General features: G+C 58.6%; 29 protein-coding genes. 14 read left to right on the forward strand and 15 right to left on the reverse strand.

Annotation, left to right across the window (positions count from 1 at the left end):
* Positions 1-5: 5 nt before the first annotated feature.
* Positions 6-521: a GNAT family N-acetyltransferase gene (locus GH975_RS06685; RefSeq protein WP_153713780.1), complete on the forward strand. Its 516-nt coding sequence runs from the start codon at positions 6-8 to the stop codon at positions 519-521.
* Here GH975_RS06685 and GH975_RS06690 read toward each other — a convergent pair.
* Both GH975_RS06690 and GH975_RS06695 read right to left on the reverse strand, forming a co-directional pair.
* Positions 518-1,540, reverse strand: coding sequence for an ester cyclase (locus GH975_RS06690; protein WP_153713781.1), 1,023 nt, complete (start codon positions 1,538-1,540; stop codon positions 518-520). The two genes, GH975_RS06685 and GH975_RS06690, sit on opposite strands and share 4 nt — an antisense overlap.
* Before the next feature lie 2 nt (positions 1,541-1,542).
* Complete coding sequence (locus tag GH975_RS06695) at positions 1,543-2,022, reverse strand: invasion associated locus B family protein (RefSeq protein ID WP_170272577.1); 480 nt, start codon at positions 2,020-2,022, stop codon at positions 1,543-1,545.
* A gap of 134 nt (positions 2,023-2,156) precedes the next feature.
* Between GH975_RS06695 and GH975_RS06700 the strand changes: the two genes are divergently transcribed.
* Positions 2,157-2,696, forward strand: a complete 540-nt coding sequence (locus tag GH975_RS06700) for a peroxiredoxin (RefSeq protein ID WP_153713783.1) — start codon at positions 2,157-2,159, stop codon at positions 2,694-2,696.
* 5 nt (positions 2,697-2,701) lie between these two features.
* On the opposite strand, the gene GH975_RS06705 is transcribed toward GH975_RS06700, so the two are convergent.
* Genes GH975_RS06705 through GH975_RS06715 form a run of 3 tightly spaced genes read right to left on the reverse strand, consistent with a single transcriptional unit; the run spans position 2,702 to position 4,101 of the window.
* The gene (locus tag GH975_RS06705; RefSeq protein ID WP_153713784.1) at positions 2,702-3,271 is read right to left on the reverse strand and encodes an SCO family protein; all 570 of its coding nucleotides are present in this window, start codon (positions 3,269-3,271) and stop codon (positions 2,702-2,704) included.
* A complete protein-coding gene (locus GH975_RS06710; RefSeq protein ID WP_153713785.1) occupies positions 3,271-3,726 on the reverse strand; it encodes a copper chaperone PCu(A)C in 456 nt (151 codons plus the stop codon). Before GH975_RS06710 ends, GH975_RS06705 begins: the two co-directional genes overlap by 1 nt.
* 36 nt (positions 3,727-3,762) lie before the next feature.
* Complete coding sequence (locus GH975_RS06715; RefSeq protein WP_153713786.1) at positions 3,763-4,101, reverse strand: hypothetical protein; 339 nt, start codon at positions 4,099-4,101, stop codon at positions 3,763-3,765.
* A gap of 186 nt (positions 4,102-4,287) precedes the next feature.
* On the opposite strand from GH975_RS06715, the gene GH975_RS06720 reads away from it, so the two are divergent.
* Positions 4,288-5,202, forward strand: coding sequence for an NAD(P)-dependent oxidoreductase (locus GH975_RS06720; protein WP_153713787.1), 915 nt, complete (start codon positions 4,288-4,290; stop codon positions 5,200-5,202).
* Here the strand turns inward: GH975_RS06720 and GH975_RS06725 are convergent.
* Positions 5,199-5,702 (reverse strand): hypothetical protein, encoded by a 504-nt coding sequence (locus tag GH975_RS06725; protein WP_153713788.1) that lies wholly within the window; start codon positions 5,700-5,702, stop codon positions 5,199-5,201. The two genes, GH975_RS06720 and GH975_RS06725, sit on opposite strands and share 4 nt — an antisense overlap.
* A 91-nt stretch (positions 5,703-5,793) precedes the next feature.
* Between GH975_RS06725 and GH975_RS06730 the strand changes: the two genes are divergently transcribed.
* The 3 genes from GH975_RS06730 to GH975_RS06740 are packed head-to-tail and all read left to right on the forward strand — an operon-like array spanning position 5,794 to position 8,667.
* Positions 5,794-7,551, forward strand: a complete 1,758-nt coding sequence (locus GH975_RS06730; RefSeq protein ID WP_153713789.1) for a sensor histidine kinase — start codon at positions 5,794-5,796, stop codon at positions 7,549-7,551.
* Between the two features lie 20 nt (positions 7,552-7,571).
* Positions 7,572-7,991, forward strand: a complete 420-nt coding sequence (locus GH975_RS06735; RefSeq protein WP_246164693.1) for a response regulator — start codon at positions 7,572-7,574, stop codon at positions 7,989-7,991.
* Between the two features lie 13 nt (positions 7,992-8,004).
* Positions 8,005-8,667 (forward strand): hypothetical protein, encoded by a 663-nt coding sequence (locus tag GH975_RS06740; RefSeq protein WP_153713791.1) that lies wholly within the window; start codon positions 8,005-8,007, stop codon positions 8,665-8,667.
* Here GH975_RS06740 and GH975_RS06745 read toward each other — a convergent pair.
* Positions 8,664-9,359: a hypothetical protein gene (locus GH975_RS06745; RefSeq protein WP_153713792.1), complete on the reverse strand. Its 696-nt coding sequence runs from the start codon at positions 9,357-9,359 to the stop codon at positions 8,664-8,666. The two genes, GH975_RS06740 and GH975_RS06745, sit on opposite strands and share 4 nt — an antisense overlap.
* A 126-nt stretch (positions 9,360-9,485) precedes the next feature.
* Here GH975_RS06745 and GH975_RS06750 point away from each other — a divergent pair, with 126 nt between their 5' ends.
* From GH975_RS06750 to GH975_RS06770, 5 genes are read left to right on the forward strand one after another with little or no spacing between them, the layout of a single operon-like run.
* Positions 9,486-10,511 carry an ABC transporter permease subunit gene (locus GH975_RS06750; RefSeq protein WP_153713793.1) on the forward strand — a complete coding sequence of 342 codons (1,026 nt, stop codon included), beginning with the start codon at positions 9,486-9,488 and terminating at the stop codon, positions 10,509-10,511.
* Positions 10,511-11,551: an ABC transporter permease gene (locus tag GH975_RS06755; protein WP_153714798.1), complete on the forward strand. Its 1,041-nt coding sequence runs from the start codon at positions 10,511-10,513 to the stop codon at positions 11,549-11,551. Before GH975_RS06750 ends, GH975_RS06755 begins: the two co-directional genes overlap by 1 nt.
* A gap of 10 nt (positions 11,552-11,561) precedes the next feature.
* Positions 11,562-13,409: an extracellular solute-binding protein gene (locus GH975_RS06760; RefSeq protein WP_153713794.1), complete on the forward strand. Its 1,848-nt coding sequence runs from the start codon at positions 11,562-11,564 to the stop codon at positions 13,407-13,409.
* Positions 13,399-14,373: an ABC transporter ATP-binding protein gene (locus tag GH975_RS06765; protein ID WP_211365783.1), complete on the forward strand. Its 975-nt coding sequence runs from the start codon at positions 13,399-13,401 to the stop codon at positions 14,371-14,373. The genes GH975_RS06760 and GH975_RS06765 overlap by 11 nt, the downstream gene beginning before the upstream one ends.
* Entirely contained in the window at positions 14,370-15,335 is a 966-nt protein-coding gene (locus GH975_RS06770) for an ABC transporter ATP-binding protein (protein WP_153713796.1), read from the forward strand. The genes GH975_RS06765 and GH975_RS06770 overlap by 4 nt, the downstream gene beginning before the upstream one ends.
* Here the strand turns inward: GH975_RS06770 and GH975_RS06775 are convergent.
* A complete protein-coding gene (locus GH975_RS06775; protein WP_170272578.1) occupies positions 15,322-16,020 on the reverse strand; it encodes a class I SAM-dependent methyltransferase in 699 nt (232 codons plus the stop codon). The genes GH975_RS06770 and GH975_RS06775 overlap by 14 nt on opposite strands.
* A 90-nt stretch (positions 16,021-16,110) precedes the next feature.
* Here GH975_RS06775 and GH975_RS06780 point away from each other — a divergent pair, with 90 nt between their 5' ends.
* The 3 genes from GH975_RS06780 to GH975_RS06790 are packed head-to-tail and all read left to right on the forward strand — an operon-like array spanning position 16,111 to position 19,053.
* The gene (locus GH975_RS06780; RefSeq protein ID WP_153713798.1) at positions 16,111-16,911 is read left to right on the forward strand and encodes an enoyl-ACP reductase FabI; all 801 of its coding nucleotides are present in this window, start codon (positions 16,111-16,113) and stop codon (positions 16,909-16,911) included.
* Positions 16,908-17,666 (forward strand): hydroxyacylglutathione hydrolase, encoded by a 759-nt coding sequence (gene gloB / locus GH975_RS06785; protein ID WP_153713799.1) that lies wholly within the window; start codon positions 16,908-16,910, stop codon positions 17,664-17,666. Before GH975_RS06780 ends, gloB begins: the two co-directional genes overlap by 4 nt.
* 1 nt (position 17,667) lies before the next feature.
* Positions 17,668-19,053, forward strand: coding sequence for a LysM peptidoglycan-binding domain-containing protein (locus tag GH975_RS06790; protein WP_153713800.1), 1,386 nt, complete (start codon positions 17,668-17,670; stop codon positions 19,051-19,053).
* Here GH975_RS06790 and nudC read toward each other — a convergent pair.
* The 7 genes from nudC to lon form a co-directional block, all read right to left on the reverse strand.
* Positions 19,046-19,825: an NAD(+) diphosphatase gene (gene nudC, locus GH975_RS06795; protein ID WP_153713801.1), complete on the reverse strand. Its 780-nt coding sequence runs from the start codon at positions 19,823-19,825 to the stop codon at positions 19,046-19,048. The genes GH975_RS06790 and nudC overlap by 8 nt on opposite strands.
* A 1-nt stretch (position 19,826) precedes the next feature.
* A complete protein-coding gene (gene dnaQ / locus GH975_RS06800; RefSeq protein WP_153713802.1) occupies positions 19,827-20,540 on the reverse strand; it encodes a DNA polymerase III subunit epsilon in 714 nt (237 codons plus the stop codon).
* The gene (gene rnhA, locus GH975_RS06805; RefSeq protein WP_153713803.1) at positions 20,525-20,965 is read right to left on the reverse strand and encodes a ribonuclease HI; all 441 of its coding nucleotides are present in this window, start codon (positions 20,963-20,965) and stop codon (positions 20,525-20,527) included. The genes dnaQ and rnhA overlap by 16 nt, the downstream gene beginning before the upstream one ends.
* On the reverse strand, positions 20,958-21,947 hold the full coding sequence (gene sohB, locus GH975_RS06810) for a protease SohB (RefSeq protein ID WP_153713804.1): 990 nt from the start codon (positions 21,945-21,947) through the stop codon (positions 20,958-20,960). The genes rnhA and sohB overlap by 8 nt, the downstream gene beginning before the upstream one ends.
* Complete coding sequence (locus tag GH975_RS06815; protein ID WP_153713805.1) at positions 21,947-23,725, reverse strand: SurA N-terminal domain-containing protein; 1,779 nt, start codon at positions 23,723-23,725, stop codon at positions 21,947-21,949. Before GH975_RS06815 ends, sohB begins: the two co-directional genes overlap by 1 nt.
* 75 nt (positions 23,726-23,800) lie before the next feature.
* Positions 23,801-24,073: an HU family DNA-binding protein gene (locus GH975_RS06820; protein WP_153713806.1), complete on the reverse strand. Its 273-nt coding sequence runs from the start codon at positions 24,071-24,073 to the stop codon at positions 23,801-23,803.
* Between the two features lie 138 nt (positions 24,074-24,211).
* Complete coding sequence (lon, locus tag GH975_RS06825; RefSeq protein ID WP_153713807.1) at positions 24,212-26,626, reverse strand: endopeptidase La; 2,415 nt, start codon at positions 26,624-26,626, stop codon at positions 24,212-24,214.
* Positions 26,627-26,636 lie beyond the last annotated feature (10 nt).

Here is a 26,636-nt window from a genome sequence, read left to right on the forward strand (position 1 = left end):
CTTGCATGTCGCTATCGATTCGCGACGGTTTATCCGCTGATTTGCGAGGCATCCAGGCTATTTACGCCCGCGAGGTGCTGCATGGCTGCGCCAGTTTCGAAGAAATCCCGCCGAGCATCGAAGACATGCGTGTGCGCATGGACGACATCCAAGCACAGGGCTTTCCGTACCTGGTCGCGGTTGTTGACGGCGCCCTCGCCGGCTTCGCCTACGCCAATCGTTACCGGTTCCGCCCGGCCTATCGCTATACCCTAGAAAATGCCATTTACGTCGACCCCAGCCATCGCCGATGCGGCGTCGGTCGCGCCCTGCTCGGCGCCTTGATTGATGGCTGCACTGACGCACGGCAACTGATCAGCGTCATTGGTGACAGTGCCAACGAAGCCAGCATTCAACTGCACCAGTCACTGGGATTCAGCCATGTCGGCACGCTCAACTCGGTCGGTTTCAAACACGGTCGCTGGCTGGACTCCGTATTGATGCAGCGGCCGCTTAACGGGGGCGATACGCATCCACCCTAGCCCGCCAAGCACCCCCGGTTAAGCGGCACGGGGGTCAGCTCGCGCATGCGTTCAAACACATCAACGCCCAATTGACGATAGACGTCCAACAGGTCCACCAGCACCCAGTTTTCTCGAATCAAGCCGTGCTCGCAGCGCCAAAAATCCAAGCTACGCATGGTCAAAGGCTGATTGGCCGGGGCAATGCCCATCCAGCCATCGCCACTCAGGGTCATCTGCATATTCGGCCAGCCGGTAATACCGACGTAGTCCCCGTCTGCAAACAAAGCGCCTTTGCCTCCGGTACCACGGCGATCGGGCATGGCTTTCAGGAAGGGTATTTGATGCCAGTGTCGGAACCCGGCAATGCCTCGATTGGTGCCAATCCCAGCCGGACCGTACCAATTCATTTTTGGGTGCCAATAACGCTCCAGCCCCATCGCGCCCGCACCGCCCTCGGCAAAGTCCAATAACCCGGACAGCATGTTCGACACCAGTCCGGCCGCGGACGACGCACGCGCCGCATCGCGCGGGCCCGACTGAAGCCCGTCCTGTGTCGCAGGTCCAGGCGCCTGCCACGTACGACCCAGGCTAGGCGCCATTGGCCACGCGGCGCACTGCATCATTAACTCCGGGATGTCCCAAATCGCCTGAATCTCGACCACTTGACCGCCTTCAAAACGGAAAAATTCGTGGTACCGCATGGCCACCTGGTGACCGGTCGGCGGTATGTCGAGCCAGGGAGCGACCATGACGCCGGTGAAATACCCAGCCAATCCGACCCAGTCGCCATCCTCGGCGGTGTCACCGGCGACCCGAATAAAGTCGCGACGTTCAAGGTCCGGCATCGCAGCGGCCAAGTCGGCCACCGCGTTCAGGTAGTGTGCGGCGCCCGTCGCGGTGCCCAGCGGGTGACACAGATTAACCACGACGTCCGCGGCCAAAATCCGTTCACACACAGTCGCCAGTGCCGCCGGATCGTAATCATATTGAGCCTTGGAAAAGTCCATCAAGGCGTCTCGGTTGGACCGATGCGGCATGCTCAGACCCCTTCGCTGGCCGCGGTAAATCCAGCCAACGACAGCTCGACGACCTGAGTTTCAACGGTCCCAAATAAGCGAAAGCCAAGTCGCGCACGGTTGCCCGCGCGCAGCGTCGCTAACAAGGCCTCGTCGACCGCCAACACCGCAGCACAGCCCTGTGCAACACAGGTGCTGTAGGCAAATCGTTGTTCCTCACCTTCGTCAATTTGAATCACCAAGCCCGCGCGCAAATCCATACCCAGCGGCAACGCGATTTCTAAAAACTGGCCATCGGGTACGCGTGACAGTGTTGCCCGCAATAACGGACGGGTCTGCTCGTCCTGAGTTACGTTTAACACTTGTATGGCTTCGCATCGGCTGACTTCACCTTCGGACAAACATACCTGGGTCCAGTCTTTGTAGCGGGTTTCGTTAACCTCGGGCGCGGCCATCGCCAACGGCGCAATCACAGCCAATAGCGCGAGTTTGTTTCGTATCATTGGAACTCCAGTTGTTTTCTGTTCAGTCATTGATTTTTACTATAGCGCCCACAAAAAAACAGTGGTTGTGGCAAATTACCACTTTGCTACTCTGCGCCCGCACCATTCCACTGATTGACTTAGGAGATTCACCCATGAGCCAAGGCTCTACTTTGCCCGTTGTTACTTTTCACACCCGTGTGCGTGACGAATCCATCGGCGGCGACAACCCCTTCCGCTGGGAAGACGTCCAATCAGACGCCCTGTTCGGTAGCGAAAGCAACCCGCGCCGCGTTGTGCTGTTTAGCTTGCCCGGTGCGTTCACGCCCACATGCTCGACCTTCCAGCTGCCTGGTTTCGAAAACAACGCCCAAGCATTTAAAGATGCCGGCATTGATGACATCTACTGCGTCAGCGTCAACGACACCTTCGTGATGAACGCATGGGGCCGCGGCCAGAAACTCGAAAACGTCAAAGTTGTACCGGACGGAACCGGCGAGTTCACCGACAAAATGGGCATGTTGGTCGACAAGAGCAACATAGGCTTTGGCAAGCGCTCGTGGCGCTACGCGGCGGTCATCAAAAATGGTGTCGTCGAGCAGTGGTTCGAAGAACCCGGCAAGTGCGACAACCACGGCGAAGACCCCTACGGTGTGTCATCACCCGAAACCGTGTTGGAATACTTGACCAAGTAATCCGCTTACGGCAATGCCTTGGCCAACAGCGCCAGGGCATCGTCAAGTGCATCGCCATCGCGAATCAGTCCAATCAACTGATGATCCGCGTCCAACACCAGCAGCCCTGCTGAATGATCGACCAAATAATCCTCACCATTCACCGCATCCACTTTGGCGAAATACACGCTAAAGGTCTGTGCGGCCGCCTTCAATTCGGCCTCGGACCCGGTCAACGCAATTGTCGTCGGATCGAAATAAGCGACGTACTGAGTCAGCCGTTCGGGGGTGTCGCGGGCCGGATCAACGCTGACGAACACCGACTGGGTGCGCTGCCCAGTGGCGGCCTGCTGCGCGTCCAGCACCTGCGCCAGATACGCCAGCGTGGTCGGACAAATATCGGGGCAAAAAGTATAACCAAATGTGACCACGTACGGCTTGCCGGCCAGCGCAGCGGCCGAATCAAACGGCGCACCATCCATCGACGTGAGGCGCAATTCGCGAGCATTTTTGGGATCCGGTAACCACTGGCTGCCGATCACGCCCATGCCGAGCGCCAGAACGCCGGCCAACAACCACATCAGCGTCCGCGGCATCAGTGTTTCGCCCCGGGTTTGGCATGTTTCATTTTACGAATATCAACCACTGGCGCGTTAATCGGGTAGCGACCTCCCTGCTCGTCAATCAGCACAATATCGATGGCAGTGCCGGCAACTAGCGGCGCGTTGAGCCCCATTAACATTACGTGCAAACCGCCGGGTTTGAGCACTACAGAGTCGCCCGCGGCGATCGATATGCCGTCGACCTGGCGCATGCGCATCACGCCGTTGTCGTTCAAATGGGTGTGAAGCTCGTTGCGTCGAGCCACCGCAGTTTCCACCGCGACCAGGCGCAGCGACGCGTCCGAATGGTTAGTCAACGTCATAAAGGCTGCCGAGTTAGCGGCGCCGGGGACGCTGGCGCGGGCGATCACATCGGTTGCGATCAATGGGCCGGCATTTGCAGCCAGGGCAGATATGGTGGCGATCGTCGCCAAAAATTTCGTCAACATTGGGTGATCCTTTTCAATTCATTGTGGAGTAGTGAGTTAAACGAACAATGAATGAATCGGCGGGTCGCGAGCATGGAATTGGGGGGTATCGGCATCGACCATGAGCCCATCACGGACGCCAGCGTCGACCGAATGTGCATTCGCGATGCCTAGGTTAAGCGTTGGTATCAGGCCATCAAGTTCCGCCAGCCGCCGCCAACAGTCACAAGCTGGTGCATCGGCCAATGGAACCTTGGATTGGCCGGCATCATCGAGGTAGACAACTTGAGTTCGGTCCAGGCTGCACAATACCGTCGCGGTCAGGCCCAGTGACGCCACCGATGCGGCGTTGGACCCAACCAACACTAACAGCACTAAACCCAAGACTTTCATCATGGGGCTAGCCTATCGCAGCCGTTTTTGGTTGACTACAGAGGTTCCCAACTTACGACAATAAAAATTAGAGGTGAAAATCATGGTCAACGTTGCCAATCAAGGTGAAACACTGGGCTGGATGCTGGGCGGAATCGCGCTGCTGTTCGTGGTCGTTTATCGCTTAATTTCGAACAAAAAAAGTAAGCATTGATCCCCTTTCTATCGACCGCCAGTGACGACGAACAGGCGCACTGGCTCGAGCAGCTCAATAACAACACCCACGGCCTGACCTTCGCACACCCCGATCAGATCGACCCCAGCCAACCGCGCGTCGCCGTTTTCACTGCGCCTGCGGCGTCGCAGCTGAACCAATTTCCGAACCTTGAATGGGCCCAATGCACCTGGGCCGGGGTTGATCAGGCCCTGTCTCAAACAGCGGTGCCGATCGCACGCCTGGTGGACCCCGGTTTAACGGCGATTATGGCCGAGGCGGTATTGGCCTGGACGCTGTATTTACAGCGCGACATGCCGCACTACCAACGCGCCCAGCGCACGCGTCAATGGGAGCCGCGGCCGTATCGGCCGCCCGAGTCGATTTCAGTCGCCATCTTTGGCGCCGGTCAACTTGGCCTGGCCGGTGCCGAACGCCTGCACCAGCACGGCTTCGATGTCACCACACTGAGCGCATCTTCAGCGCCGATCGTGCCATGGACCCACATCACCGGCACCGCAACGCCAGCCCAGTTGGCGCGCTTTGACCTGATCGTTAACTTGATACCCGCGTCGGCGTCGACACAGCGCCACTACACCACTGATTTCTGGAGTCAGTGCCAACCGGGGCTGGGGTTCATTAACTTCGGGCGCAGCGCCGCTGTGGTTGACGCCGACCTGCACCAGGCGCTCAACCACGGGCACATCGGTCATGCGGTGTTGGACGTATTTGATCACGAACCATTGGACATGGCGGACTGGAAATACGGCCACGAAGCCGTCACGGTGCTGCCGCATATTAGCGCCCAAACCCCAGCCCCCAGCGCCGCGAAGGTGATCATCGAAACCCTACGCCGCTACCGGCTCGACGGGGCGGTGCCTGCTATGGTCGACCGCTCGCGCGGGTACTAGCGATCCCAGCTTTCGGTGCGATTAACGTAGCGCGTGTCGATGTGATGATTTGGGTTCAATGCCCAGGTCGCTACATACCCGGGCTGACGCCACCGCTGCTCGGACAACCCAAATGACTCGGCCGCTTGGACCGATCCGATATCGATGCCGCGACTGACGATGTCGCCGGTACGCGGCTCAAATTCGCCGGCCACCACCCACAAATGCGCCAACCCTTCGTTCGCGGCGTAGTCACGCGCACGGTCGACGTGGGCTTGGCAGGCCTCGGTGCAGTCAGGACCGATAAAGGTCACTTGATAACCCCGCCCGGCGTGGTCCAAGGTCGAATCAAACACCCCGCCATCGACCGCCAAGGTCACGCTGACCGGCGCGAACAATCCAGGCGCTAGACTGTGACAAATAGGTAGCAACTCATCTTTTTTGAGATAAGAGCCGCCGACGACGCCGGCGGATAAGCAGGCCGCGACAAATACTAGCCAAAAGGCATCGGACAATTTCATGCGCCGACGCTAGCGCCCTTGGCGAACATCTTCAAGCAGGTTTTGCGACGCGGTTCGACCCTGCCCGATCCCAGCCTTGCATACTACGGCCATGAGTTTCCGTTTTAGAAATGCCCTGCGTGGCTCCGAAGTATTACTAGCACTGCTCTTTATCGCCGCCGCAACAGCGCTCAGTGTTGGCTTTGGCTCGGCTCAGCGCCAAGCCGCCGAATCGCGCGAAACAACTCGGGTCGACGCCCTCGCCACGCGCATTCACAACGACATGGTCAGTCGTAGCTTCGCATTGGCTCAGGTCGGACGTTACTTTCAATCGACAGCTCCGGTCAGCTACGACGAGTGGGCGCGCTTCGTCGAACCGATCCTGGACCACTTTCCCGAGCTCACCGGGATTGCCTATGTTGCTGTTGGCGAAGGCCCTGCCTTGGAGCGCGCGGTGACCTTAGGCCAAACGCAAGACCCCAATTTTAGTATCTTCGAGTTGACCGCAGAGGGGTCACGCGCAGTCACACGCCAGGCTGGGCCGCGCGCGCCAGTGGTCTATGTCAGTACCGATGACCGCAATACCGAAGCCCTCGGCTTGGACCTTTACCGTGAGCCGGCACGCGCCGAACTGCTCAAACAGATTTCCGCACTGCGGCGCTTTACCCTGTCCGAACCCTTGGTCTTGGTCGACACAGCGGCGCCTGTCGCGGTGTTGTTTGGCGTGCCTATCGTGGACGGCGCCTCGATTTCCCGTTTCATCGTCGGCGCCGTTCAGATTGATACACTGGTCACGCAGATATTGACCGGCACCGGGCTTAACGACTCTGCCATCCGCATCATCGATGCCGAACGCCCCGATCAGACCCTATACAACGGGCTGGCAGCCGCAGACCCTGCCAATGGCGTCGAGCGTCACCGCACGATCCAAATCGGCGGACGCACCTGGGACATCAGCTTCAACATTGCGCCGGTACGGATTCCGCTTTGGGTCTTTTTGCTGTGGCTGGTACCCAGCCTACTGGCGCTGACGATGCTGGTCATTAGCACCCAACGCCGCGTTCAACTGGCGCAAACCCAAGCCGAAGTCACGCGTACCGTCGCCGACAGCGAGCGGCTGAACCAGGATTTGATTAAAGAACGCGCCAAGCTGACCGAAAGCCTTGATCACATCAACCGCAAAAATCGGGAACTGGAGTCCTTTGCCTATGTTGCCTCGCATGACCTAAAGGCACCCTTACGCGGCATCCGCAACGTCAGCGCTTGGCTGCTCGAAGACCTGGCGCTGCTGGACCTGCCGGCCTCCATCACCGAATACAACTTGCGCTTGACCACCTTGACCCAAAAAATGGGCGATCTGCTGGACGGGTTACTGGGTTTCAACCGCGCCCGCCTCGACGATCAACAAGAGCCAGTCGATTTGAACGCCATGGTCGCCGAAATTGCGGCGGACGTGGATCAATCGCACGGCCCTTTTGGCCTGACATGTACTGAGTTGCCAACGCTGCAAACCCGCGAATCAGCCCTGCGCCGGGTGTTAACCGAGCTGATAACCAATGCGGTCGTTCACAATTCAAACGCAGCGCCAGCGCTACAACTAACCGCGACCCCAGACGCCGACGGCCTGGTTTTTCGGTTGTGTGACAATGGCACCGCGATACCGGTTCAAGCACGCGACCGCGTGTTCGAGATTTTTCAAACCTTACACGCAACCGGCGATCGGGTGGCGGGCCTGGGACTGGCGGTGGTTCGCAAACTGGTGTCTTACCACGGCGGTCACATCCACATTGTTGACAACACTACGACCGATGGCACCTGTTTCGAATTCAGTTGGCCGTGCACACTAGCGGCGGATTCAAGCGAGGCATGAGCATGCGCGAACACTCCCCTGTGAGTTTTTTGTTAGTCGATGACGACGAGGTCGATATCATCAGCATGCAACGCGCGCTGAAAAAACAAAAGATCGCCAACCCGCTATTGGTGGCGCGCGATGGCATCGAAGCACTCGAAATTTTGCACGGCACCCACGAGGTATTCCGGCGCCCGCACAGCGTGATAGTGCTGTTGGATTTAAACATGCCACGCATGAACGGCCATGAATTCCTAAACGCCATTCGCGGCGATGCCACACTCAGCCAACTCGTGGTGTTCGTGCTGACGTCATCGCGCCACGAACGCGACATTCACCAGGCCTACGAACAAAACGTCGCCGGCTACATTGTTAAAGAAGACCTCAACAACGGCGGCCTCAGCCATGCACTGGGGCTTTTGGATAAATACTGGCGTGTGGTAGAACTGCCAGACATTTAAGCCAAGGTTGACCATGCTGCGCGTAATTCTACTGTCCTTCTTACTACTGAGCGGCTGCACGTCTGGCGACTTCGAACCACGGCGACTGGCCCAGTCGGACACCCAACTGATTATTGAGCGGGTCCGAAACCAGCTTGATGAGGACCTCGACACACTGATCGGCAAGCTTTACGCGCGCAACCCGATCTTCTTAAATCGATCCGGATTCACATTACCCCAGCGCCAGCGCATGCTGCGTGATGCGCGCTTTTACGCTGAATTGGACGAAGCACGCAGCACCGAGGCGGTGAGGCTGGCGTTTAACGACGACTTTGGCGGCGACCGGGTATTTGCTTTTGTTTACGGGCTCGCCAGCATGATCGACGAAAGCTACGGTCGCAAACGCGAGTTTTACTTACTCGACGGACCCAGCGGCCAATTCATCTTTAACTCGGCGCGCAACATCGATACCGCGACCTTTTTGCTGCGCACTCAGACCCGCAGCGACGGCAGCCCCTACCTTTACGCGGACGGTTACCAAGGCGACATCTTGAACGCGAGTTTCTCGCAGTTATTGGGGCGTCTATCGGCCAAACAGGACGTGGTCGCCGATATGCTGGGGGACGGCAACCAACGTCAGGTCAACGCGGTCGCCCGTGGCGTGTTCACCACGGTATTCTTGCCGATCGGCCTTTAATGCAGCGTGCGCGTGGGGCCGTCGTCATCCCCAGCGTCGTCGACCTCGTCGCCGTTTTCGTCATGGTTGGCCACGCTCGCCGCCATGCCCTCCGGCAGCTGCTCGTTGAACTCAGCGACTAAATCCGCGACCACATTGCGCAGTGCGTCGACCGCGACCTGGTTGTTTTCGCGGATCGCTTCTTCTTCCAAATCCATCGTGCCATGCCAATACAAGGTCGACGCCATGACGTCGTGGACCTGCTCGGTGACTGCATCGTAAAACTGCTGATGCGCGCTTTCGTCGCCGACTGCTTCGGACCGGGTCACTGAAATGCGCAGCGCCACCGGTTCGTTGTGCTCCAGCCAGCTAGGCTCGTACAGCGACAAGCGCGCAATGTAGGGGCGGCCATCGTGTTCGAAGACACAAATCGCCTCGTCGTATTGCAGCGCCATACCATCTTCACGCTCACCGACTACGATGTAACTGGCCATGACCGGCGTGCTCATCCACCCGACCGCCTCGTCGGCAAACGCGAGCTGGGATTCGAGCAAGCAATGCAGGCAATCAATTTCGTGCATCCCCAGCACGTACTCAGCCTCAAAACGGGTCAAGTCATGGCTGTGATCGATCGCCGCAAAGTCCTCGTTAGTGATCCGCACACCGGCATCTTGGCTGGGCGCGTCGGAAAAAATAGTCAATTCAGAAATCATGAAATCCTCGCAAGGCGCGCAGTGTAAAGCACCGCGTGCCGTCACTAAAGTGCCGGAACTCGTCGCAACGCCCAAGGTCATACTTTTTGGCTTGTTTATTAACAACTTAAACCGTATAGATAAAAGATGACTGGATACTTCATCCGACGGCTATTGCTGATCATCCCCACCTTCCTCGGAATTACGCTGATGGTTTTCACCATCACGCGCTTTGTTCCGGGCGGCCCTATCGACCGAGCCTTGGCCCAAGCCCAGGCCGCGTCGGAAAGCTCCGAGTTTCAATCCTCGCGCCCCGGTGACTCGACCAGCATCCTGTCGGAATCACAGCTGAACCAGCTGCGTGAATACTATGGCTTCGACAAACCGGTACTGGAAAGCTACGTCCAGTGGTTAGGCAAGGTCATGCAACTGGACTTGGGGGTCTCGACGCGATACGCCGAACCGGTCTGGCAAACCATCGCTGATCGCTTACCGGTGTCGTTGTACTACGGCCTAGTCACGCTAATTTTAACTTACCTCGTGTGCATACCCCTGGGGATTTGGAAGGGGATCAAACACGCCGGCACCTTTGATCATGTCTCCAGTGCGGTCGTGTTTATCGGCTACGCTGTACCCGGCTACATCGTCGGCATTGCGCTGTTGACCGCGTTTGCCAGCGAAATTGAGCTGTTCCCGCTGGGCGGCTTCATCAGCGATGACTTTGACGACTTCACCCGCTGGGAACAGGTCAAAGACATCATTTGGCACAGCGTGCTGCCGTTGATCAGCTACATGGTCGGCAGCTTCGCGGTGATGACTTTTATGGTCAAAAACTCGCTGATGGACAATTTAGCCGCGGACTACGTGCGCGCCGCCATGGCGCGCGGGCGAACCTTTGGGGGCGCGGTCTGGCACCATGCGTTGCGCAATTCACTGATACCGCTGGCGACCCACTTCGGCAACAACATCGGCATCGTCTTGACCGGGTCTTTTTTGATCGAGACCATCTTTAATATCAACGGATTTGGCTTGCTGGGCTACGAGGCCGTGGTCGAGCGTGACTACCCGGTGGTGCTCGGCATTCTGGTGATATCGAGCATGCTATTTCTGATCGGCAATATTCTGAGCGATTTGTGCGTCGCCCTGGTTGACCCACGGGTCCGCTTTCAGTGATGCACTTGGATCCGCTGACACGCCGTCAACTGGCCCGTTTTCGCTCGACCAAGCGCGGCTGGTACAGCGCACTGATTTTGGTCCTATTGATCGCCAGCACCGCCGTTACCGAGCTGCTGGTCAACAACCGGGCGCTAGTCGTCAACTACCAAGGCGAGTGGCACTTCCCGACCTATGCCGACTTCAAGCCCGGCTCGACCTTTGGCTTGGACTACGCCTACGAGACCAATTATCGCGAGCTTCAAGCGAGCCTAGCCCAGTCAGGCGATGGGTTTGTGATCATGCCCCCGGTGCCTTTCAGCCCGTATGAAATCAACAGCTACGACGGCCTGTTTGCGCCGCACCCACCCAGCGCAGCCCAACAACACTACCTGGGCACCGATACTGCCGGGCGTGACGTATTAGCGCGCTTGGCGTATGGGTTTCGGATTGCCATTTGGTTCAGCCTGGTGCTGCTGGTGGCGACCTTCGTGGTCGGCATCGCGGTCGGCTGTGCCATGGGTTACTACGGTGGCGTTACGGACCTGATTGGCCAACGCGTGATCGAGGTGTGGTCGAACGTACCGATGCTGTACATCATTATTATTATTGCCAGCGTGATCACCCCGGACTTCTGGATACTGATGGGCCTGCTGTTCGTGTTCGGCTGGATGGGCATGACCTGGTACATGCGCACGGCCACTTACCGCGAAGCCGCCCGCGACTATGTGTTGGCGGCGAAGTCACTGGGCGCATCCGACAGCCGCATTATTTTTCGCCATATTCTGCCCAATACGCTGTCGCTGATTGTGACCTTTATACCCTTCGCGGTGACCGGTGGCATCGGATCGCTGACGTCGCTGGATTACCTGGGCTACGGACTGCCGCCGCCGACCCCGAGCTGGGGCGAATTATTGAAGCAAGGTACCGACAATTTGGACTCGGCCTGGATCGTCACTTCGGTGGTGACGGCACTGGTCGGTCTACTGGTTATGGTGACCTTTGTTGGCGAAGCGATCCGCGATGCCTTTGACCCCAAACAACACACAACCTACGAATAAGGAGTAGCCCATGCGCTCAGCCTTGACCACCCTAGTCGCTGGCTTATTACTGCAACCGGCCATGGCCCTTACCCTGTCGTACGACGCCCTCGGCCTGAACGCCCTGCCTGACGGGTTAGTCTGGGAACAAGGGGACCCAGGCCAGACCTTTGGTTCCAGCGAGGCCACCCGCGGCGGCACCTACCGCGCGACCATCCCGTCGTATCCACTGACCCTGCGCACGGTCGGTCCGGACTCAAACGGGGCGACCCGCGGCATCGTGCTGGACAATCAGTACGCATTGACGTCGCTGCACCCCAACAGTGAAACCATCGTGCCGGTGCTGGCCGACAGCTGGGCCTACGACGACGACGGCAAGACGGTCTATTTCAAACTGCGCCCCGAAGTGCGCTGGAGTGACGGTCAACCAGTGACCGCCGACGACTACGTGTTTGCGATCGAATTCATGCGCTCCGAATTCATCGTCGCGCCTTGGTACAACAACTATTACAGCGAACAGATCACCGACGTTCGTAAATACGACGACCACACCATCGCGGTCACCGCAGGGGTCAAAAAACCCAAGGTCGACCTGCAACTTTCGGTTGGCATCAGCCCCCGGGCCCAGCACTTTCACAACCTGACTGAAAGCTGGGTGACCGACAACAACTGGGTCATTGAACCCAACACCGGGCCCTATCAGCTAACCCAAGAATCCGTGCGCCGTGGCAAGGGCAAGTACCTTGAACTGGAGCGAAAATCCGATTGGTGGGGTGACGCGTTGCCCCAATTCGCCAACCGTTTCAACGTCAACAAGGTCCGCTACACCGTGATCCGGGACCCGAACATCGCCTACCGAACCTTCGAGAAAGGCGACCTGGACACCTTTGGCCTGGTGCTGCCGGAGTTATGGCACCAAAAGGCCACCGGCCCGCTGTACGACCACGGCTACATTCACCGACTCAAGGCCTACGACGACACCCGTCAACCGAGTTACGGCATGTTCATGAACCAAGGGCATCCGTTGCTGGGCGACCGAGACATTCGGCTAGGCATTCATCACAGCATGAACCTGGATAAAATGATCGAACAGGTGCTGCGCGGTGACTACGAGCGCCTACCCCAGCACTACACTGGCTATGGCGATTACTCGGACAACAGCATCAGCTACCGCCCCTTCGACTTGGGCCTGGCGGATGAGTATTTCAGCCGTGCTGGGTTCGTCGAGCGTGGCGGTGACGGCATCCGCGTCAATCCCGAGGGCACCCGGCTGTCGTTCGAAGTCAGCTACGGAACCCCCGCCCACACCGATCGTTTGGTGGTCCTAAAAGAGGAGGCGAAAAAGGCCGGCTTGGAGCTGGAACTGAAGTTACTGGACAGCCAAAACGCCTTTAAATTGTTGCTCGAAAAGCGCCATCAAATTGGTTGGAGTGGCTGGAGCACAGGCTTCCGCCCGGCGTACCGCGAGCACTACCACAGCGACAACGCCAACAAGCCGCAAAACAACAACATCACCAACATGGCGGTACCGGCCATTGATGCCCTGATCGATCAGTACCGTATCGAGGAAAACGTCGACACCAAAAAATCCCTGTCCAAGCAAATCCAGGGGCTGCTATACGAGCAGGCGGCCTATATCCCAACCTACATGGTGCCCTACACGCGGCTGGGTTATTGGCGCTGGATGAAGCTGCCGGCGGACAACTTCAGCACCAAGACAGGGTCCGGGTTGTTCAGCCTGTTTGATTCCGTTGCCGGTGGCTTGTTCTGGCTGGACACCGGGCTGAAGCGCGAAACGCGAAGCGCCCTCAAGGACGACGCTGTGTTCGAGCCCGTGCTGATCATTGACGAAACCTGGAAACCTAACTTTGGCGGCTGAATTACTGTGCGTTGAAAACCTCAGTGTGGCCTTTGCCACCGAAGCCGGCCGCGCCGAGGTCTTGGACGGCGTGTCATTTTCCATCGGCGCCGGCGAGACCCTCGGCATTGTTGGCGAATCAGGCTGCGGTAAAAGCGTTACCAGCCTAGCGATCATGCGACTGCTGCCACAGCCCAGTGGACAGATCACCGGCGGCGACATTCGCCTCGATGGGGACAGCCTAGTCACGCGCCCCGCCCGCGCAATGCATGCCATACGCGGCCCGCGCATTGGCATGATATTTCAAGACGCGATGACGGCGCTTAATCCGGTCAAACGTATTCGGGTGCAGCTGGCGGAAAGCCTCTCGCTGCATGGCCAGGGCCATAACAAACGCGACATTCAAGCGCGCAGTATCGCCCTGTTGGAAGACGTCGGAATCCCAGAGCCGGCATTGCGCCTAGACGACTACCCGCACCAGCTATCCGGCGGCATGCGTCAACGTGTGATGATTGCGATTGCGCTGGCCGGCGACCCGGACCTGCTGATCGCCGACGAACCGACCACGGCACTGGATGTAACCGTTCAGGCCCAGATTCTGAGCCTGATTCAGTCGATTCAAGCCAAACGCAACATGGCCGTCATTTTTATTACCCACGATTTAGGGGTGGTCGCCCAAGTGTGCCAGCGCGTCGCCGTTATGTACGCCGGCCGAATCGTCGAATCGGCGGCGGCGACTGAGCTGTTTGCCGACCCCAAGCACCCCTATACCCAGGGGTTATTGCACAGCATCCCACGCTTGGATCGGGAGCCACTAACGGCGCTGCCGACGATTGAGGGGCTGGTGCCTTCGGCGCTGGATATGCCGCCTGGATGCCGCTTCGCACCGCGCTGTGCGCGCGCCATTGCCCGCTGCCACGCACAGGTGCCGACGACCCAGCAACGTGGTACACGTCAGTTAATGTGCCACGAGGCCAGCCTATGAGCCTGCTACGTATTACTGATTTGGCCAAGCGTTACCCAGTCAAAGGCGGCGTGCTGCGGCGAACGATTGGCCAGGTCCACGCGGTCGACGGGGTGTCGTTTTCGCTCGAAGCCGGCGAGACCCTCGGCATCGTTGGTGAATCCGGCTGTGGTAAGTCAACTCTGGGCAAAACCCTGTTGCAGTTAACCTCGGTGTCGGGCGGCCAAATTGAGTTCAAGGGCGAGGACATCACTGCCCGTTCGCGGCAACAGCTGTTGCCGTTTCGCCGCCAGGCACAGATGGTATTTCAAGATGCCTACGAAGCCCTCAATGCGCGTCACAACGTCGCCCGAATTTTAGCCGAGCCGTTCGAAATCCATGGCATTTCCGGGCCGCATGACGAACGCGTGCTGGCGCTGCTGAGTCGAGTCGGCTTGGGTCGCGACGCCATGGGGCGTTACCCACATGAATTTTCCGGCGGGCAGCGTCAACGCATCGGTATCGCGCGGGCAATCGCGCTGGAGCCGGAGCTGTTGGTGTGTGACGAGCCGGTCAGTGCGCTGGATGTCAGCGTGCAATCGCAAATCATGAACCTGTTGATGGACCTGCAACGTGAGCGCCGCCTGGGCATATTGTTCATTGCGCACGATTTGGCCGTGGTCAAACACCTATCGCATCGTATTGCAGTTATGTACCTGGGGCGGATTGTTGAAATTGGACCGGCGCAGACGCTGTTCAAGTCGCCCAAACACCCCTATACCCGAGCCTTAATCGACGCAATTCCGGTGGTCGATCCAGCTCAACAACGTCCGCTGAAACCGCTTGAAGGTGACGTCCCCAGCCCCATCAACCGACCACCTGGCTGTGCCTTCGCGTCGCGCTGCCCTTATGTTATCGACGACTGCCGCGCCGCGCGCCCGGTACTAGAAGGTCTGCATCATCAGGTCGCCTGTATCCGCGCCGACCAGCTCAACCTGTCTTAGCGCTGGCTGCTTGCGGTTTAATCTGGGCCAAACGACCACGCAGGCGTTGGCGCAGGGCGCGCGGCGGGATCACCCGCTGTTTGCGTGCCACCACCAAGGTGCAGGTATTGCCCCACCATTGGCGCTTAGCTAACCAGCCGGCGACATCCGGATAGCCCAAGCGCTCGACGCGCTGGGGTGGGCAATTGAGCAGCCCCAACCAATCACTTAAGCGCTTACTGGAAATCCCCAACGCCGGCCAAACGCGGCGGCCCAGTGGCGCCTTGGACCAGCGCAGTGGCCCGAGAGGATCAAAGCCAATAATCAAAACGGTGCCACCTGGGCGCAACACACGAATCGCTTCGCGCAACACCGAGTGCGGGTGACGAGTCACGTCCAATGTGTGGTGAAGCACGACGACATCGACGCTGTCCGAGGCCAGCGGTAATTCGCTGGGTCGCGCCACTAACGCGGGCGTATCCCGATCGCCCAGACTTTCGCGCGCCACGACCCAAATCCGGTGCGCCGATTTGGACTGTGTCAGCAGCGAACCGGCGCCGCTGATCTGGACCGTCAACGGCGCAAACAACGCGCGCAAACAGGGGTCAATCGCCAGACGTTCATCAGCCAACAGGGCTTGGCCGGCAGGGGTCTGGAACCAGCGGAACAAGCCGAGCGCGGCGCTATCGGAAAAGTCGGGACTCATCGGAACAAACTGCATGCACTGAGGATACCCCAACCCCGCGTTCAGCGTGATAAACTGCCGACGATTTTTGACCGACATATAAGGATGTTTATGGGTTTCTTAAGTGGCAAGCGCTTCTTGGTTGTTGGCGTCGCCAGCAAGCTCTCTATCGCCTCCGGCATTGCAGCGGCAATGCACCGTGAAGGCGCCGAACTGGCATTCACCTACCAGAACGAGAAACTCAAAGACCGCGTGGTCAAGTTCGCCACCAGCTGGGGATCCAATGAGTCCCTGTGCTTTCCGTGTGACGTCGCCAGCGATGACGAAATTGACGCCGTATTTACTGAACTCGGCAAACAGTGGGATGGCCTGGACGGCATCATTCACGCCGTCGGTTTTGCACCCGCGTGGGAATTGGCCGGCAACTACGTAGACGTCACCACCCGCGAAGGCTTCCGAATCGCTCACGACATTAGCTCGTTCAGCTTCGTGGCCCTGGCCAAAGCCGGCAAAGCGTTGCTGGACGGCCGCAACGGGTCGTTGTTGACCCTGAGCTACCTTGGCGCGGAACGGACCATGCCGAACTACAACGTCATGGGCCTGGCCAAAGCCAGCCTCGAAGCCAACGTGCGCTACATGGCCGCCAGCATGGGTCCGCAGGGTACTCGTGTAAACGCGATCAGCGCAGGCCCAATCCGCACATTGGCAGCCTCCGGCATCGGCAAATTCCGCAGCATGTTGGCGTACAACCAAGCGCGCTCGCCGATGAAACGCAACGTCACCATCGACGAAGTCGGCAACACCGCGGCATTCTTGTGCTCGGATTTGGCGTCGGGCATCACCGGTCAGGTGGTCTACGTCGACAACGGATTTAGCGTCACTGCGATGGGCAACGACGAGGCCGACGATTGATCGAGATTGTTCGTCTACCGGCCTTCACTGACAACTACTTGTGGCTGATTCGCCGCGGCAGTCAGGCCTGGGCAGTTGATCCAGGTGACGCCGCCGTGGTGGCGTCTTACCTGTCCCAGCACGACCTCGACTTGGCCGGTATTTTACTGACCCACCGCCATGCCGATCATACCGGCGGTGTCGCCGACTTAGTCGAGGCTTTCCCTCGGGCACGGGTCTTGGGCAGTACCATTGGACTGTGCGGCATCAGCACCCCCGTGGTCGACGGACAGGTCATCGATATTTTTGACCGTCGCTTTGAAGTGATGCACCTGCCGGGTCACCTTGACGATCACGTTGCCTACTACAGCGCCGATCCAACGCCACTGCTGTTTTGCGGCGACGTCTTATTCATGGCCGGTTGCGGGCGCAATTTTGAAGGCCCACCGGGTGCATTTTATAAAAGCCTGGTGCGCATCGCCGCCCTGCCGACTCGGACAATGATCTATTGTGCGCACGAGTACACCCAGAGTAATTTGCGCTTTGCGCAGCATTTGATGCCGAATAATCAGGCCGTCAACGAGAGACTACAACGCGTCAACGAGGCACGCGCACAGGGCGAAGCCACGGTACCTGGGGCACTTGAAATTGAACTGCACACCAATCCGTTCCTCCGACTCGACGATGCTGAAATCATGCAATCGTTATCGTTGACACACAGCATGTCACCCGCCACGCGCTTTCACGCGGTCCGACGGGCGAAGGATAACTTTTAACGTGAATTTTCTGCCTTGGTCGGTCGTGATCACGACCGCGTTGCTGGCTGGCTGCCAACTCAACCCGACACGGACCGATAACGACGACAGCACCACTTTGGCCGACCTGCTCGACAGCAGTGACACCCTTGACCTGCCGGACCCGCAGGGTTTTTACGACCCCTTTAGTGATCCACGATTTGCAATACCCGCACCGCGCATAACTGCGACTACCGCACCCGTGCCGGCCGACGAACCGGCACCGAGCGATACGCCGACGCCGGCAGCCAGCGTGTGGTCCGACTTGGTCACGCGTTACCAGCTAGGTCCACTGCCCGCCAACATCGACGTCCAAGGCCAATGGCGATCGGCCGGCCGCAACCCGCAACTGCTGACGGACTTCCTCGGCCGTGGACGCCTGTGGATGTACCACATCGCCCTCGACATCGAGCGTCGCGGGATGCCGGGCGAGTTGGCCTTACTGCCTTACGTCGAATCTGGATTCAAGCTAACCGCACGCAGCTACCGTGGCGCCGCAGGGCCTTGGCAGTTAATGCCGGCGACGGCCACCGGCTTAGGGCTGACTCGGGATCGCAGCTGCGACGAGCGACTGGATGTCATTCGGTCGACCGACGCGGCGCTGGACTATCTAGAGACCCTGGTCGCCCGTTTCGACGGCGACTGGCTGCTCGCCATTGCCGCGTACAATTCCGGCCCAGGGCGGGTATCCAAGGCGATCAAAGCCAACCGTTCGCGCGGGCTGGCGACCGACTTTTGGTCACTGCGGCTGCCGGCGGAAACACGCAAATACATCCCTCGGCTGCTCGCACTGGCCGAAATCGTCAAGAATCCGGGCGCCTTTGATGTCACGTTACCGGCACTGCCGCCTCGGCATACCTTCGAAACCATTGAGCTGACGCGCGCGGTAGACCTTGAGCTGCTGGCGCGCTGGAGTGACTCCAGCGTTGAAACCATACGTTTGCTGAACCCCTGCTTTCGTGCCTACTCGACGCCGGATCGCGTGGCCAATGTGGTTGTGCCGTTGGGTACGGCCGACAACATTCTGTCACAACTGGCATCGACGCCGGCCGACCAACTGGCGACCGTCAGCGACTACCTGGTTCGATCGGGCGACACCTTGAGCGCGATCGCCGTGCGCTTTGACACCAGCGTCGCTGACCTGCGCAACCGCAACGGTCTGACCTCAAATCGCATTCGAATCGGGCAACGCTTAGTGGTCGGTGCGCCGGCGCCTTCGGCGGTCACGGGCTACGTGGTTAGGCCTGGGGATTCCCTGTGGTCGATTGCGCGCGCCTATGGCACCACGGTCAGCGCCTTGCAGGCCATCAACAATGTCGGTCGCTACCTTAAGGTCGGCCAATCCATTAGCTTGCCGGCGGTTAACTAGCGATCCAGGTGTCGATCAATGCTCGACTGATGCTGGCGCGCGGTGGTAGCGGCGGCAATTGGTCGCGGCTAAACCACTGGGCATCTTCGATTTCGACGCCGTCAACGGTGATTTCCCCGGACTCCCAGTCGGCGAAATACCCCATCATCAACGAGTGTTTGAACGGCCAGCTTTGGGTCGCAAAGTAGCGCGGTGCGGTGACCCGAACACCGACCTCTTCCATCACCTCACGGCGTATCGCGTGCTCGGCCGATTCGCCAGCCTCGATGAAGCCCGCCAAGGTTGAATACATTCCCTCGACAAAACGCGGCGAGCGCCCCAACAGCGCCTGGTCACCTCGCGTCACCAAGACAATAATTGACGGCGCCACTCTCGGATAGGCCACCAGCGCACACGATGGACACTGCTTGCCCATGTCACTGCTGGAGTTTTCAGTCGCGCTGCCGCAGCGCCCGCAAAAACGGTGTTCCTCGGCAAACTCGAGGCGCTGAATACCAGCCTGAATCGCCATAAACGCATCGTCGGCGGCCTCAATCAAGGCCGCGCGAATCGGTACCCACTGGCCCGGGCCCTCGATCGAGTCGTGGCGCACAGCGTATACGCAATGCGCGCCGATGCCCCCAACCAACGTGGCAGCGCTCGGCACTGGGCTGGCTAATAGCGGGCCGTGATCGCTAACCCACACGTCCCGGTCCGCGTTAAAAGCAACCCAAGTTGGCGTGCCAATGGCCAAGCCGGGCGCCCAATCTCGCTCAACATCGCCGCGAAACACCCTAGGCGTCCCAGCCTAGGCTGTCGTTTTTGGCGCGCAGCGTATCCAACAGCGCATCAAACGCGAGCGCTTCGTCCGCACTCGGCGCAATCACACACCCCTGTCGCTGGCCGCCCAGTCGCTCGATCGCTTGCGCTTGCGGCACCTGCACGGTATTCCCGCCGGACGATGCCAACAACGAGTTCTGCTCGCGCGTCATCGATAGGTACACTTCCGCCAACAGCTGGGCATCCAGCAAGGCGCCGTGCAGCTCACGACTTGAGTTATCAATGCCAAAGGCTTTGCATAAGGCATCCAGGGAATTACGTTGCCCCGGGCGTTTTTGGCGCGCCATCTTCAGCGAATCCAGCGCTTTGCCTTCAAAGCACAGGTCCGCGGTCAGCGGTGTTTTGGGCCCGAGCCGGCGGAACTCAGCGTCCATAAAGCCGACGTCGAACGCGGCGTTATGGATGACCAATTGCGAACCCTGGATAAATTCGATGAATTTATCTGCGATCTGGGCGAAGCGCGGTTTGTCCGACAGAAATTCGTTGCTGATTCCGTGGACGTCGTAGGCGCCCTGATCAATGTCCCGATCGGGCTGGATATACTCGTGAAAAACGCGCCCGGTTGGCCGCCGGTTAACCAGCTCAACACAGCCGATTTCGATAATGCGATGGCCCAACTCCGGCTCAATGCCGGTGGTCTCGGTGTCTAAGACTACTTGCCTAAGCACTGTTCAACTCCTAAGTTGGCCAACTCGTCCGCGCGTTCATTACCGGGGTCGCCAGCGTGACCCTTGACCCAGCCCCAATGCACTTGGTGACGCGCAGCCGCTTCGTCCAGTGCTTCCCACAAATCCTTGTTTTTAACCGGTGAGCCACTGGCCGTTTTCCAGTGCCGTTTTTTCCAGTTCGGCAGCCACTTGGTAATGCCGTCTTTCATGTACACCGAGTCAGTAATTAGGTGGACGTCACACGGGCGTGTTAGGGCTTTTAAGGCCTCAATCGCCGCGGTCAGCTCCATCCGGTTGTTGGTGGTGTCCGCCTCGCCGCCGTACAGGGTTTTCTCATGCTCGCCCAGCAGCAGCAACGCGCCCCACCCACCAGGGCCCGGGTTACCCTTGCAGGCCCCGTCCGTGTAGATCGTTAATTTATCCATGACTGATCAAACCCAAGCGTTTTCCAAATTCACGTATTCCCAGCGCCGCGGACTGCCCAAAACGAGCGCCTAGGTTTCGCGGCCGTTTAAACTCGACCTGCAAAATACGGCGTTTCTTCGCACAGGCCATCAGGTAGTCGTCAACCGAACCGATTTCATCCACCAAACCCAGCTTCAGCGCGTCTTCGCCGAACCAGTGGCCGCCATCAGCAACCACATCCAAGTCCAGTGACGGGCGGAAACGCGTGACGAACTCTTTGAACAAAGCGTGTATTTGCTCCAGGTCTTGGCGAAACTTGGCTCGACCCTCGTCCGTGTTTTCGCCAAACACCGTCAGTGTCCGCTTGTGCTTGCCAGCGGTCATGACCTCAACGTCAACGTCCGCTTTTTGCAGCGCACGGTGAAAGTTGGGCACCTGAGCGACCACGCCAATTGAGCCGACCGCGGAAAATGGCGACGCAATAATATGGTCCGACACCACCGCCATCATGTAGCCACCGCTGGCGGCGACCCCTTCCACTCCGACCGTCACATGCAGCCCGGCATTTTTTAACCGGACCATCTCGTTGGCCGCAAGGCCGTAATCGCTGACACCGCCGCCGGGGCTTTTGAGGCGCACACACACCTGGTCCGTGGCCGGATCAGCCGCCGCAATAATCGCACTCACCGTTTCGCGCAAGCAGCCCAGGCCGGATGCTCGCAGGTCGCCGGAAAAGTTGGTTACCCAAACTACGCCGTCTCGTTCAACCTTGGCATCGGCCTTGGCCTGTTTGCGTAACGCGCTACGTTGGCGGCGAGTGAGGCCCCTTGCACCGGCCAAGGCGTCAGCATACCCACGCCAGCGCGCGGCCAAGTCACGGACACTGAGTTGACCGTGCGACGGTGGCCGCTGACGCGACGCACTGGCTACGATCACTAACACGACGGCCGCAATAACGGCCGCCTTCAGGGTGAAACTGAGCAGTTCAATCAATGCGTCCATTAACGCTCTACGGTCGCATTTTCGCGGGCCCAGTTACCCAGTGCCGCCTGACTCTGGCGAGCGTACTGGCTGGCCAAGAAACCGCGCATGGATTCGGCGTCCGAGCCCTCGCCCTGTGCAACCGAGATCAGCTCGACGGCCCAGGCATCACCCGAATCCAGCACAATCACGTCGGTGCTATTACGGGGCATGGCAAAAATCTGGTTGACCAACGGCTGCGGCAGGTCATTGCTGGCAACACGACCTAGGGTCAGCGGCTCACCGCTCAGTTGAGTCAGCAACAATTCGGCGGCGGCAGTGGCGGCATCCGAACGAGCCTTTGCAGACCACACCCGAACCAGCTCGTCACGCACCTCATTCAGGGTTTGTGTGCGCGGCTCGACCCGATCTACGACACGCAACACCAAGACGCCGGCATCGATTTCCAGCAGTGATGAATTTTCGCCGCGTTCCAGCACTTCTTCGCCAAAGGCGGCGATACGCACACCCAGATTGGACATGACACCGGTGCCGGCATCGCGAGAAAAGGCGTCGCTGGTCATGATATCGACGCCCAACAGCTCGCTAACTTCTTCCAAATCACCGGAAAAGGCGATGTTCGCCATTTCTTCGGCCAAAGACTCAAACTCCAACCGAGTTGCTTGCTCCGCCAACTGTCGGCGCAACTGCACCGCTTTGGACTCAAAACTGTCGGCCGTTTGCTCCCGTGCCTCGGTCAACTGAATCAGGTGATGGCCAAACTGAGTTTGGACCGGTTCCGACACCTGTCCGACGCTGAGGGCATTCAGTGCTGATTCGAATTCAGGCACATAGGTTCCCGCCGCCGCAAAGCCCAAATCACCCCCGGCTTCAGCGCTCAAGGTGTCATCGGACAGTTCACCGGCAACCGCAGCGAATGCTTCGCCCGCGTCCAAACGGGCCTTGGCCGCGATGGCCTTGGCCAGCGAGTCATCCCCGGTCAGCAATATATGCGAAGCCCGGGTTTCTTGATTTGACTGCAGTCCGGCCACATAGCGATCGTAGGCGTCACGCACATCGGCTTCATCAACCGCGTCCAGATCGATCTGTGCATCGCGGGACAGCAACACGTACTCGGCCGTCAACTGCTCCGGCAGTTGCCACGCAATCAGGTTTTGCTCGTACAAGGCTTCCAATGCGGCCTGGTCGGGCGTTGCCGTAACCACCTGGTCGGCAGCTGTCACACCCTGCACACGCACGCTACGGGTCTGACCTTCAAGCAACATCGCCGCACTGACCGTGGCCGGCGCTGCAAAGGCGCTGCTGGCTAAGCCTTGGTTTAACTGATCCGCGATCACGCGGGTCTTCATCCACTCACGAAACCCAGTACGCGAATACCCCAGCTGGCCGATAACCTGGTCAAAACGATTGGAATCAAACTGCCCATCGATTTGAAACTCCGGCGTTTGAAGCAACACGTTATCCAACTGGCCGTCACTAAACGACATGCCACGGGCCTCCGCTTGGGTCAACACCGCGGTCGACTCGACCAACTGCCTCATCACACTAGCACGCAGCTGCGATTCGTCGATCAACGCGGGGTCGCTGACGAACTGCAACGCTTGGCGGCGCTGTTGGTCCAGCGCGCGCAAAAACTCGCGTTCCGTGATCGGACGGTCATTGACGACCGCCACCTCGGGCTCGCCGCCGCCAAACTGGATCGCGCTAAGGCCACCGGTGATCAAAAAAGTCAGGGCGATCAGGCCAACTAGAATTTTGGCACCGATACCGGTTGAGTTGTCTCGAATATTTTGCAGCATGTGGGGTTCTTTTGTTTTTGAAGATACAAAAAGGGGCGCCTAAGCGCCCCTTTTACCAATCCGTGTGGAGCCGAATTAGTTTACCGCGTCTTTCAACGCTTTGCCGGCTTTAAAGCCCGGAACGTTCGATGCGGCGATTTGAATTTCTTTGCCCGTCTGCGGGTTACGGCCCGTGCGTGCTGCACGTGCTTTAACGGCAAAAGTGCCGAAGCCGACCAAAGAAACCTGGTCGCCGCCTTTCAGCGCGTCAGTGACGGCCGCAACAGTTGCGTCCAGAGCCTTACCTGCGTCAGCTTTGCTCAAACCAGCGCCATTTGCGATTGCTTCTACCAATTCAGTTTTATTCACGTGTTACCCCTTGTGAGTCGTTTTTTTTGATGCATTGGACCAACCGATGAGCCCGGTCCGCAGTTGATCCATTATGTCTCAACTCGGGGAGTTTTATATCAACGCACAAACTAACCGGTCAAGCCCTGAAACCCTTATTTAATGGGCTACAGGCGAAATTCTTTCATTTTTTCGCTCAGAAATCAGCTTCGCGGTGTTTTCTACGTGCACCACGAACTCATCGACCAACGCCAGCCGCAACACCTCGTCGACCCAAGCTACGTCAATGATTTCCAGGTCACCTTTGACGTTTTCCGGGATTTCCTTCAAGTCTTTAACGTTATCCCTAGGTATCAAAACACGTTTAATCCCGCCGCGATGGGCCGCCAATAGTTTTTCCTTGAGCCCGCCAATCGGTAGGACTTGACCGCGCAACGTAATTTCTCCGGTCATGGCCACATCGGCTCGCACCGGGATGCCAGTCAGCACGCTGACCAACGCCGTTGCCATTCCAACGCCTGCACTGGGGCCGTCTTTTGGCACTGCGCCCTCGGGCACATGAACGTGAATGTCGTTCTTCTCGTGGAAGTCCGCCGCCAACCCCAGCGATTCCGCGCGGCTGCGACACACCGTCATGGCCGCGGTGATTGATTCCTGCATCACGTCACCCAGTGATCCCGTTCGCGTGACCTTGCCTTTACCCGGCATCGACACCGCCTCTATCGTCAGCAGCTCCCCGCCAACGCTGGTCCAGGCTAAACCGGTGACCTGACCAACGCGGTCTTGGTCTTCTTTAATGCCGTAGTGGAACTGTTCAACGCCGGCGTAAGCTTCTAGGTTGTCGGTGTCGATTGTAATGGGCGCCAACTTACCCTTGGCTTCGACCACCTTGCGGGTCACCTTGCGCAAAACCTTGGCGATTTGACGCTCTAATCCTCGAACGCCCGCCTCTTTGGTGTAATGGCGAATTAGCTGCATGATCGCGCCCGAACTCAGCTCCGCTTCGCCCGGCTTGAGGCCGCTATTTTTTTGCTGCTTCGGAACCAGGTAACGTTCAGCGATCGCGCTTTTCTCATCCTCGGTGTAGCCCGGCAACCGAATCACTTCCATACGGTCCAACAGCGGGCCAGGAATGTTCATACTGTTGGAGGTACAGATAAACATGGTCTCCGACAGGTCCAAGTCAACTTCCAGGTAATGGTCGTTAAACGTATGATTTTGCTCGGGATCCAACACTTCCAACAGCGCCGAGGCAGGATCCCCGCGGTGATCCATTCCCATCTTGTCGATCTCGTCCAGCAACACCAGCGGATTACGCACACCGGCCTTGGTTAGCTTCTGAACGATCTTGCCGGGCATCGAACCGATGTAGGTACGGCGGTGACCACGAATTTCCGATTCGTCGCGCACACCCCCCAGCGCAATACGGGCAAACTTACGCCCCGTCGCACGAGCGATCGACTCGCCCAAGCTGGTTTTACCGACGCCAGGCGGTCCTACCAAGCACAGCACCGGCCCTTTAACCTTACTACCCGAACGACTTTGAACGGCCAAGTATTCCAGAATTCGCTCTTTAACTTCTTCCAGTCCGTGATGGTCGTCATCCAAGGTGGTCTGGGCTTTGGCTAAGTCACTCTTGATACGCGAGCGTTTCTTCCACGGCAGCCCCGTCATCCAGTCCAGATAGCCTCGGACCACCGTGGCCTCGGCACTCATCGGCGACATCATTTTCAGCTTATTTAGCTCACCATTGGTTTTTTCCAGCGCCTCGGCGCTCATGCCCGATTCGGCAATTTTCTTTTCCAGCTGTTCAAACTCACTAGCCCCGTCCTCGCCCTCGCCCATCTCTTTTTGAATGGCCTTCATCTGCTCATTCAAGTAGTACTCGCGCTGGCTTTTTTCCATCTGCTGCTTAACGCGGCCACGGATTCGCTTCTCGACCTGAAATAGGTCCAGCTCTGACTCCATCAAGGCAACCAGGTGCTCACAGCGTTCGCGTACCGACGACAACTCCAACAGAGCCTGCTTTTCGGACATCGCAAACTGCAAGTGAGCGGCCACCGAGTCGCACAAACGATCCGGCCGATCCAACGACTGCATCGATGCGGTCAGTTCCGGCGGGACCTTTTTACTGGCCTTAGCGTATTTTTCGAACTGCCCACGCAACAATTTGACCAGCACCTCCGATTCGCTGTCGCCCAGCTCATCATCGGACAGCACCTCAACCTCGGCCAACATGACCTCGTCGTCGGTCATACCCAGGACCCGGGCACGCCGCTCCCCTTCGATCAGCACCTTTACGGTGTCATCGGGTAAGCGCAGCATCTGCAACACCGTGGCCACCGTGCCGACCTGATACAGGTCCTTTTCAGTGGGATCGTCGGAACTGGCTTCTTTTTGGGCCACCAAAAAGATCTTTTTTCCGTTGGCGGACGCATGGTCCAGCGCCGCAATCGACTTCTCGCGGCCGACGAACAGCGGAATAACCATCGACGGGTAAACAACCACGTCACGAAGCGGCAGAACTGGCAGGGTTTCAGATGGATTCGACACGGTGGACTCCTTAGATCGCATCCCGTATTAC

This window comes from Litorivicinus lipolyticus (assembly GCF_009650135.1).
In the GTDB taxonomy this organism is placed as follows: Bacteria; Pseudomonadota; Gammaproteobacteria; order Pseudomonadales; family Litorivicinaceae; genus Litorivicinus; species Litorivicinus lipolyticus.

Coding starts and splice junctions, on each gene's coding strand:
- GH975_RS06705 (WP_153713784.1), bottom strand. CDS start 3,271: ATGCCGCGGACGCTGATGTGGTTGTTGGCCGGCGTTCTGGCGCTCGGC.
- GH975_RS06760 (WP_153713794.1), top strand. CDS start 11,562: ATGCGCTCAGCCTTGACCACCCTAGTCGCTGGCTTATTACTGCAACCG.
- GH975_RS06780 (WP_153713798.1), top strand. CDS start 16,111: ATGGGTTTCTTAAGTGGCAAGCGCTTCTTGGTTGTTGGCGTCGCCAGC.
- GH975_RS06690 (WP_153713781.1), bottom strand. CDS start 1,540: ATGCCGCATCGGTCCAACCGAGACGCCTTGATGGACTTTTCCAAGGCT.
- GH975_RS06695 (WP_170272577.1), bottom strand. CDS start 2,022: ATGATACGAAACAAACTCGCGCTATTGGCTGTGATTGCGCCGTTGGCG.
- rnhA (WP_153713803.1), bottom strand. CDS start 20,965: ATGGATAAATTAACGATCTACACGGACGGGGCCTGCAAGGGTAACCCG.
- GH975_RS06750 (WP_153713793.1), top strand. CDS start 9,486: ATGACTGGATACTTCATCCGACGGCTATTGCTGATCATCCCCACCTTC.
- lon (WP_153713807.1), bottom strand. CDS start 26,626: ATGCGATCTAAGGAGTCCACCGTGTCGAATCCATCTGAAACCCTGCCA.
- sohB (WP_153713804.1), bottom strand. CDS start 21,947: ATGGACGCATTGATTGAACTGCTCAGTTTCACCCTGAAGGCGGCCGTT.
- GH975_RS06745 (WP_153713792.1), bottom strand. CDS start 9,359: ATGATTTCTGAATTGACTATTTTTTCCGACGCGCCCAGCCAAGATGCC.
- GH975_RS06715 (WP_153713786.1), bottom strand. CDS start 4,101: ATGATGAAAGTCTTGGGTTTAGTGCTGTTAGTGTTGGTTGGGTCCAAC.
- GH975_RS06730 (WP_153713789.1), top strand. CDS start 5,794: ATGAGTTTCCGTTTTAGAAATGCCCTGCGTGGCTCCGAAGTATTACTA.
- GH975_RS06775 (WP_170272578.1), bottom strand. CDS start 16,020: ATGAGTCCCGACTTTTCCGATAGCGCCGCGCTCGGCTTGTTCCGCTGG.
- GH975_RS06815 (WP_153713805.1), bottom strand. CDS start 23,725: ATGCTGCAAAATATTCGAGACAACTCAACCGGTATCGGTGCCAAAATT.
- GH975_RS06710 (WP_153713785.1), bottom strand. CDS start 3,726: ATGTTGACGAAATTTTTGGCGACGATCGCCACCATATCTGCCCTGGCT.
- GH975_RS06740 (WP_153713791.1), top strand. CDS start 8,005: ATGCTGCGCGTAATTCTACTGTCCTTCTTACTACTGAGCGGCTGCACG.
- GH975_RS06700 (WP_153713783.1), top strand. CDS start 2,157: ATGAGCCAAGGCTCTACTTTGCCCGTTGTTACTTTTCACACCCGTGTG.
- GH975_RS06755 (WP_153714798.1), top strand. CDS start 10,511: ATGCACTTGGATCCGCTGACACGCCGTCAACTGGCCCGTTTTCGCTCG.
- GH975_RS06725 (WP_153713788.1), bottom strand. CDS start 5,702: ATGAAATTGTCCGATGCCTTTTGGCTAGTATTTGTCGCGGCCTGCTTA.
- GH975_RS06770 (WP_153713796.1), top strand. CDS start 14,370: ATGAGCCTGCTACGTATTACTGATTTGGCCAAGCGTTACCCAGTCAAA.
- GH975_RS06685 (WP_153713780.1), top strand. CDS start 6: ATGTCGCTATCGATTCGCGACGGTTTATCCGCTGATTTGCGAGGCATC.